Consider the following 8,076-nt stretch of genomic DNA (forward strand, 5'->3'; position numbering starts at 1 on the left):
CCCTTGGCGGCCGCCCCGTGCACGTCGGGGTCCGCCCAGTCGGCCGGATGGGGGTCTACGCTGCCGTGGCAGAGGGTGCTGTTGAAGCAGCCGAAGGCCGTGCCCGGGGGGGCCGGGCTGCTGTTGAAGCTCGGGTCGCGGTCGTGGCAGAGCCCGCAGACCGGGACGTTGGCCGGGTCCGTGTTGACGTGGGTACGGGTACCCAGCTTCCACGGTTCGGGATGGGGCGCGGGTATGCCGTGGCAAGCGGAGCAGGCCGTGAGAACAACGCCCCCGGCAAAGTCCTGCCCGTGGCATAACTGGCAGGAGGCAAACCCCGTCATGGTGTCCGGGGCCCCCTTGGCGGCCGCCCCGTGCACGTCGGGGTCGGGCCAGGTGCTGCCGTGGAAAACGGCGGCGCCGTGGCAGGACGTGCCCTGGAAGCTCGTCTGAAAGCAGCCCACCTTGGATATGCCGCCTTCAAGCTGCTCTCCGTGGCACTCCGTGCAGGTGGCATGTCCGCTCACGAGAGAGCTTCCGTGCGTCTGGACCCAGCCCTCGACGTGCTGCCCCGTCGCGGAGTCGAACACGGCCCGGTCATTCCGGTTCCCGCAGGATGAGAGGCCAAGCGCACAGAGGACAACGACAACGGTAAGACCCCATTCTAAGGCTCTTTCCACTGACAACACTTCCCTGCTCCTCCCGGTAACCGGCCGATTTTGAGCCAGAGTGTAGCATCATCCCAGGTGTTTTGTCACCATTTTTTTACACTTTCCGTATTAATGAGGGAGGCAAGAGCGCCCGGGGCAGATGGTGAGGGTGTCGGCGCTTTTTCCCTTCGAGGAAAGCATGTGGAAGTTGCGGGTGTTCGTCCTCGCCATGCGGACGAGGCGACGGCCTCCCCTAAGCGCTGTCCCCTCGCCTCACGCGGATGGAGTTTCCGTGGGCCTCGAGGCCCTCGACGTCGGCCACCGTCTGCACCGTCTGAGCCAGGGAGGCTTCGTAAACTCCAGGACGCTCGTTCGCTTGAGGAAGTCGTAGACCCCCAGGGGCGAGGCCCACCGCGCCGTTCCCCCCGTGGGCAGCGTGTGGTTCGGCCCGGCGGCGTAGTCCCCCACGGGCTCGGGGGTCCACGGCCCGAGGAAGACGGCCCCCGCGTTTCTCAGGGATGCCAGGAGGGCGCGGGGACGGGTGGTCATCACCTCCAGGTGCTCCGGGGCGATGCGGTTGGCCAGCGCGGCGGCGGCCATGAGGTCGGGCACCATGATGATGGCGCCGTAGTTCCTGAGCGATGAGCGGGCGATGTCCTTCCGGGCGAGAGCCCGAAGCTGCCGCCGCACCTCTTCGCGCACCGCGCGGGCAAGCTCCCCGGAATCCGTCAGGAGCACCGGGCTTGCCAGCTCGTCGTGCTCGGCCTGGCTCAGAAGGTCCGCGGCCGCGTAGCGGGGCTCGGCCGAGGCGTCGGCGATGATGAGTATCTCGCTCGGCCCGGCGATCATGTCGATGTCCACCGTGCCGAAGACCATCCGCTTCGCGGCGGCGACATAGACGTTGCCCGGCCCCACTATCTTGTCCACCGGAGGGATGCTCTCCGTTCCGTAGGCCAGGGCGGCCACCGCCTGGGCGCCTCCCACAGAGTAGACCTCCTTCATCTTGAGGAGGCGGAGGGCGGCCATCAGGGCGGGGCTCGTCTCTCCCCCGGGAGTGGGCACGGTAAGGGCTATCTCCCGCACGCCTGCCACCTGGGCGGGGATGACGTTCATGAGCACGGTAGAGGGGTAGGACGCCCTGCCGCCGGGCACGTAGACGCCCACTCGTCCGAGGGGGGTTATCCTCTGCCCCAGGGTGATGCCGGCTTCCTTCACGCTCCAGGAGCCCTCCCGCTGGAGGCGATGAAACTTCCGTATCCTCCCGGCTGCCACCGTGAGGGCCCGGACCACCGCCCGGGGGGTCTTCTCCGCCTCCTGCTCGATGACCGTGCGGGGAAGCCTCAGCCGGCCATGCCCGTCGAATTTTCTGGTGTACCTGAGGAGGGCCTTGTCGCCGCCCTTCCGCACGGCCTCCACGATGGCCCCGGTCTGCCCGAGTATCTCGGGGGAGACCCCGGCGCCCCTCTTCCTGAGGCGCGCCAGGAAGGCCTCGATTTCCCTCTGTGTCCGGAGGATTTTCATGCCGGACATTGTACCCCCGCGGCGGGGCGGCGCGCAACACAAGGTGGCAGGGAGGCATAACGCGCAAAGCTCCTCGGGCGGAAGAGCACACGGCGACCGCGCCCAATACATAAAGCGAAGGAGCCTTGAAATTCCGCCGAAATGTGTTATAGCCTGTAACAAGCGTATCGTCATCACGACCCCAGAGTACGGCTCGTCTGCATGGAATCGTTTGCCCGGGAGAAGAGAGGCATATGCGGCATTTGTAGTGCCGGGTGCTGGGTGGTTGCGGAGTTCGACTCCACGGGCCGCTTGAAGCGGCTGCGCCCCGACGAAGGCACGCCCATGGGAATCCTCTGCCGCCTGGGGGAGCATGCCGCCGACATCGTTTACTCCGAGGACCGCCTGCTTCACCCCCTGCGCAGGAAAGGGCCGAAGGGCGGCTTCGCCTTCGAGCGCATCGGCTGGGAGGACGCCTACACAGAGATTGTCGATACCCTCCAGAGGCTCAAGCAGGAGCACGGCCCGGAGTCGGCGGCCATATACACCGGGGTGGGCACGTTCGAGCAGTCCCTGTGCGACGTCTTCCAGCCCAAGGGGGTTGCGGTCTCCTCGGCAAGCAGCGTGCTTTTCCCCTTCGGGTCGCCCAATACGATGGGCGTCGGGGCCCTCTGCTACGTCTCCTACGGCATGCTCGCCCCCCACCTGTGCACGGGCAAGATGCTGATTGACATGTTCAACGACGTGGAAAACTCCGAGCTGGTCGTGCTTTGGGGCACGAACCCCGCAACCGACCAGCCTCCCATAGAAATGAAACGCGTCGTGCGGGCCCACGCCCGCGGGGCCTCCGTTGTGGTGATAGACCCCAGGAGGACACAGTCGGCCAGGCTCGAGGGCGCGGAGTGGGTTCCCATAAGGCCGGGGACCGACGGGGCCCTGGCCCTCGGAATGTGCAACGTGCTCATAGAGGAAGAGCTCCATGACGAGACGTTCGTCGCCCACTGGACGCACGGCTTCCAGGACTTCTCCGGATACGTGCAGCACTTCAGGCCGGAGGTCGTGGAAAGCATTACCGGGGTGCCGAAGGACACCGTAGTCTCCCTGGCGCGCAGGATTCGGGGGGCCAAGGGCGCCTCGAAGCTCATGTACACGGGGCTTGAGTACAGCAGGAGTGGGGTGCAGTCCATACGGGCCGCGCTCACGCTCTGGGCGCTGGCCGGGCAACTCGACGTGCCCGGCGGACGGTGCTTTGCCATGCCCGGAGCCTCCTTCCCCGTCAATCGCGACGGGCACATCGCAAACCCCGACACCGGGCCCCGCCTGGGACGCGACCGGTTTCCCCTGTACGTCGCTTACAGGGACGAGGCTCACGCCGCCGCCCTGCCAGAGGCCGTCCTGGAGGGCAAGCCCTACAGGGTGCGCTCGCTCATAATCCAGGGCGGCTCCATTCTCACCGCATGGCCCCGGACGCCCGTATGGGAGAAGACCCTCGCGGGGCTTGAATTCCTCACGGTCATCGACCGCCAGCTTACCGCGGACGCCGCCTACGCGGACATCGTGCTGCCGGCTTCGACCCATTTCGAGACCACCTCCTACATGGTCTACGGGCCGGTGTTCAGGGTGCGCGAGCCGCTGATGGAGCCGCTGGGGGAATCCAGGCCCGACTACAGGATAATGACCGGGCTGGCCGAGAGGCTCGGCTACGGGCACCTCTATCCCCAAGCGGGCGAGGAGCTGCTCAAGCACGTGCTCAAGGGCTCCGGGTTTACCTACAAGCAGGTCATGGAGGCCGGCGGGACCGTATCGGTGCCCACCAGGATGATGGAGTACAGGAAGTGGGAGAAGGGGCTGCTGAGGGCCGACGGGCTGCCGGGCTTCGAAACACCCACGGGGAAGTTCGAGATACACTCCACCGTGCTCGAGGAGTACGGCTACGACCCGCTGCCCGTCTACACGGAGCCGGAGGAGGGACCGCTTGCCCGTCCCGACCTCCTCACGGAGTACCCGCTCGTTTTCAACTCCGGCAGCCGTTCGCGGAGCAGCTTCCACACGCAGCACATCGGCAACACGGCCCTCAACGCCGGGCGGCCCGAGCCCGGCGTGCTCATGAATACGCACGACGCCCGGGAGCGCGGCATAAAGGACGGCGACAGGGTGAGAATCAGCACCCCCCGCGGCTCCGTTCTGATGCGGGCGCGGGTGGCCGGGGACATCATGCGGGGGGCCGTGGACGCCAACCACGCCGGGGGCGGCCCCCTCGGCCCCGCCGCCTGGCGCGAGGCAAACATCAACCGGCTTACCGACCTCGAACAATACGACCCCATCTCCGGATTCCCCGTCTATAAAAGCCTGCTCTGCGACGTGCAGCCCGCCGGAGACGGCAGCGCCCCCCTCCGCATGGAAGAGGAAAGCGTAAGCGTGTACGCACCGGCTTCCGGAAACGGCGACAGGCCGAAACGAACGGTCTACCTCGACAACAACGCCACCACGGCGCCAGCCCCGGAGGTTCTGGCGTTCATGCAGGAGCACGGCGGCATCCACGGCAACGCCTCAAGCCTGCATGCCGCGGGCAGGGACGCAAAGGACCTCCTCGACGGCGCCAGGGCCAGGGTGGCCGCGGCCCTGGGCACCACGGCACGGAGGATTGTGTTTACGGGCGGCGGCTCGGAGGCAAACAACCTGGCGCTCAAGGGGCTGGTATTCGCCAGGGGGCCGGAAAACACGCACATCGTGACCTCCTCAATCGAGCACCCGTCGGTGCTTCGCACATGCGCATGGCTTGAGGGCCTGGGCGTCCAGGTGACCTATCTCCCCGTGGACCGTACCGGCATGGTCGACCCCGAGGAGGCCCGCAAGGCCCTCCGGCCCGGAACCGCGCTCCTCAGCGTGATGCTCGCCAACAACGAGACCGGCACCATCCAGCCCGTGGCCGAGCTGGCCCGCATCGCCCATGAGGCCGGAGCCCTCATGCACACGGACGCCGTGCAGTGCCTCGGAAAGATACCCGTCAGTGTGGCCGACCTCGGGGTGGACATGCTCTCCGTTTCCGCCCACAAGGTGCACGGGCCGAAGGGCATCGGGGCCCTCTATGTCGGCAGGGGCATAGAACTGGAGAGCCTTGTCCACGGAGGCGGGCAGGAGCACGGCCTGCGCGCCGGGACCGAGAACGTGCTGGGCATCGGGGGGTTCGGCAGGGCGGTGGACCTTCTGCCGGCGCTGTTGTCCAGGTCCGGCGAGGTGGCCGCCCTGCGCGACGCGCTTGAGGCGGGCATCGTCGGCCTCATCCCCGGTGCCAGGGCGAACGGCCACCCGGCCCGGAGGCTTCCCAACACGCTCAACGCCACCCTGCCGGGGTTTCGCGGCGAGTCCATGGTGCTTGCGCTGGACCGCTACGGCGTCTGCTTTTCCTCCGGCTCGGCGTGCAAGGCCGGCTCGTCGGAGCCCTCGCATGCCCTGCTGGCCATGGGCCTGAGCCGGGAGGAGGCGCACTGCTCGGTGCGCTTCTCGCTGGATACGGCGATAACTCCGGCGGATATCGATTATGTCATCGAGTCCCTCGATGACGTCCTCAGGCGTTCGCGTACGTTCGTGCATTTTGTACCGTGCAGGTAGGAGGATGAGATGACGACATATACGGTCTTAGGGTCCGCAAGGGAAGAAGAGAGGCTCATCGGGGAGTTCGCGGCCGACGTCGCCCGGGGGCTTGCCGCCGAGCCCAAGAGCCTTCCGTGCAAATACATCTACGATGAGCGGGGCAGCGGGCTGTTCTCGCGCATCATGGACCTCGACGTCTACTACCTCACCCACTGCGAGACCGAGATACTGGAGACGTGCAAGGACTCCATATGCGAAAGGGCGTGGTCCAGGGGGCTGAACGTCGTCGAGCTCGGGGCCGGGGACGGCAAGAAGACCAAGATACTGCTGGGGCACCTGATAGAGCGGCGCCTGGGGTTTAACTACGTGCCCATCGATATCTCGGAGAGCGCGGTGCGGGACCTCACCAGGGACCTCAGGACCTCCATGCCGGAGATGGAAACGCACGGCCTCGTGGCCGAGTACATGAGCGGCATACGCTGGCTTTCATCGAACAACCAAGGCGGAAACCTCGTGCTCTTCCTGGGCTCGAGCATAGGCAATTTCTCCCCGGCCGGGGCGCGGCGTTTTCTCCGCTCCCTCCGGCAATCCATGGGCGGCGACGACCGCCTCCTGATGGGCTTCGACCTCGTCAAGGACGTGCGCGTGATGGAAAGCGCGTACGACGACCCCGAGGGCGTAACCGCGCTTTTCAACCTCAACATGCTCGAGCGCATAAACCGCGAGCTGGACGGCCGGTTCGATATCGGCGCGTTCCGCTTCCGAAGCGGCTGGGACCCGGAGTCCATGGCAATCCAGAGCTGCCTGGTGAGCACCGGGGAGCAGGACGTGCGCATAGAGGGCCTGGACCTTACGGCGCGGTTTGCCAGAGGGGAGGCGATTCATACGGAGTCTTCATACAAATTCACCGTGGAGGCCGTCGAAGACCTCGCGGCCGCCTCGGGATTCGAGCCGGTCGAGTTCTATTTCGACTCCAGGGCGTACTTTCTCGACGCCCTTTTAAAGCCCCTGCCCTGAAACCAGCCTTCGCAGAATCGACATGCCTCTCTTAAGCACACGGCGCGGCGGCTGAGGAAAGGCCGGACGCATCAGCCAGCCCGCGGATCGCTCCTCAATTCTTCACCGACAATGCCGCAGAAAGTATGGACTTGCGCGCCCGTGATGCGCTAACATTCCCGAACCGTCAGAGCACGGCAGAGGCAGAAACAAGGGCGAAAACGGCCATGGCGAGGCGGTGCCGCATGATTACGGTCAGAGTGGATAACCTGAACTTGTCTCAAAATTGATTTCGAAGCGAAAGAGAGAATAAATGGTGGCAGACAAGGAGGGAAGGGGAAATCGCCCGGAAGCGCAGCAGCGCTGCGTTGAGGACGATTTTCCCTTCAGGACGCCGTATGACGCCATTTAGACCGCTTGCAGCCGGAAGCAATTTTGAGACAGGTTCTAACTACAAAGGAGGCGTGCATGCGTAAGACGGGATTCTTCGTGGCTGTTTTGTTGCTCTTCAGTTCCGGAGCCGTATTTGCCGCTGGGGGGGCCAATGTGCTGGTCTCCAACATCAAGGACACCCGGAGCACGAACAGCTTCTTCTCCAAGTGCGAGGTGGAGATCAAGCTGACCGGAGACGCCGTCTCCCGGGCCGAGGCCGTGCGCGTGCTCAGGCTGACCGAAGCCGTGGACGATACCGGCCTTGACGTGATAAACCCCGAGGAGTTTCCGCAAAAGATCAACTTCAAGGGGAAAGGCAAAAGCGGGGCCGAGGTTACCCTTGAGCTCAAGAACCCCTCGCGCAGAGCCGGAGAGATAAAGCGCCTGGCGGGCGAGCTCGAACTCTACAGCCCCTCGACCGACGAGGAAGCCATGCTGGTCGTGGACGGCTTCATGAAGCACACGGGACAACCCCTCAAAGACAAGCGCTTGGAAGACGCCGGGGTAAGCGTCCTCATCCTGACGAAGGAGCAGAATGACGAGCTGACCAGGAAACAGAAGGAAGAGGAAGAGGCCAAGGCGAAAGCCGCAGAAGCCCGCGAGGAGCAGGCCGAAGAAGGCGACGAAACAGGCGACGAAACAAAAGAAGCGGCTGACGTGATGGATGCCATGGCCAAGGCCTTCCTGGAGGCATTCAAGGGGATGTTCGGCGGACTTGGCACGCGCATGGACCAGAACAGCCTGAAGGTCCTCATCGACGACCCCGGGGACAGGCTGGTGGAGGTGCAGTTTCAGGACGCGCAGGGGAAAAAGCTCAGCACCAACTGGTGGTCGGGGGAAATCAAGAACCGGATAATCTCGTTCAATGCCCTGCCACCCGACGACGCCCGACTGGTCATCTACCTTGCCACCGAGAAGTCCATGA

At 65.1% G+C, this 8,076-nt stretch carries 5 protein-coding genes; 3 read left to right on the plus strand and 2 right to left on the minus strand.

Going from position 1 to position 8,076, the window contains the following annotated elements:
- Positions 1-569: hypothetical protein (locus tag P8Y39_11815; GenBank protein MEJ2193005.1), on the minus strand; the 569-nt coding region annotated here is incomplete at its 3' end.
- Positions 570-902: 333 nt separating this feature from the next.
- A complete protein-coding gene (hisD, locus tag P8Y39_11820) occupies positions 903-2,150 on the minus strand; it encodes a histidinol dehydrogenase (GenBank protein MEJ2193006.1) in 1,248 nt (415 codons plus the stop codon).
- Between the two features lie 201 nt (positions 2,151-2,351).
- Here hisD and P8Y39_11825 point away from each other — a divergent pair, with 201 nt between their 5' ends.
- The 3 genes from P8Y39_11825 to P8Y39_11835 form a co-directional block, all read left to right on the plus strand.
- Entirely contained in the window at positions 2,352-5,741 is a 3,390-nt protein-coding gene (locus P8Y39_11825) for an aminotransferase class V-fold PLP-dependent enzyme (GenBank protein MEJ2193007.1), read from the plus strand.
- A gap of 9 nt (positions 5,742-5,750) precedes the next feature.
- Positions 5,751-6,740: an L-histidine N(alpha)-methyltransferase gene (egtD, locus tag P8Y39_11830; protein ID MEJ2193008.1), complete on the plus strand. Its 990-nt coding sequence runs from the start codon at positions 5,751-5,753 to the stop codon at positions 6,738-6,740.
- Positions 6,741-7,187: 447 nt separating this feature from the next.
- On the plus strand, positions 7,188-8,076 hold an 889-nt coding region (locus P8Y39_11835; GenBank protein MEJ2193009.1), incomplete at its 3' end, for a hypothetical protein.

Source organism: Nitrospirota bacterium, from assembly GCA_037386965.1.
In the GTDB taxonomy this organism is placed as follows: domain Bacteria; phylum Nitrospirota; class Thermodesulfovibrionia; order Thermodesulfovibrionales; family JdFR-86; genus JARRLN01.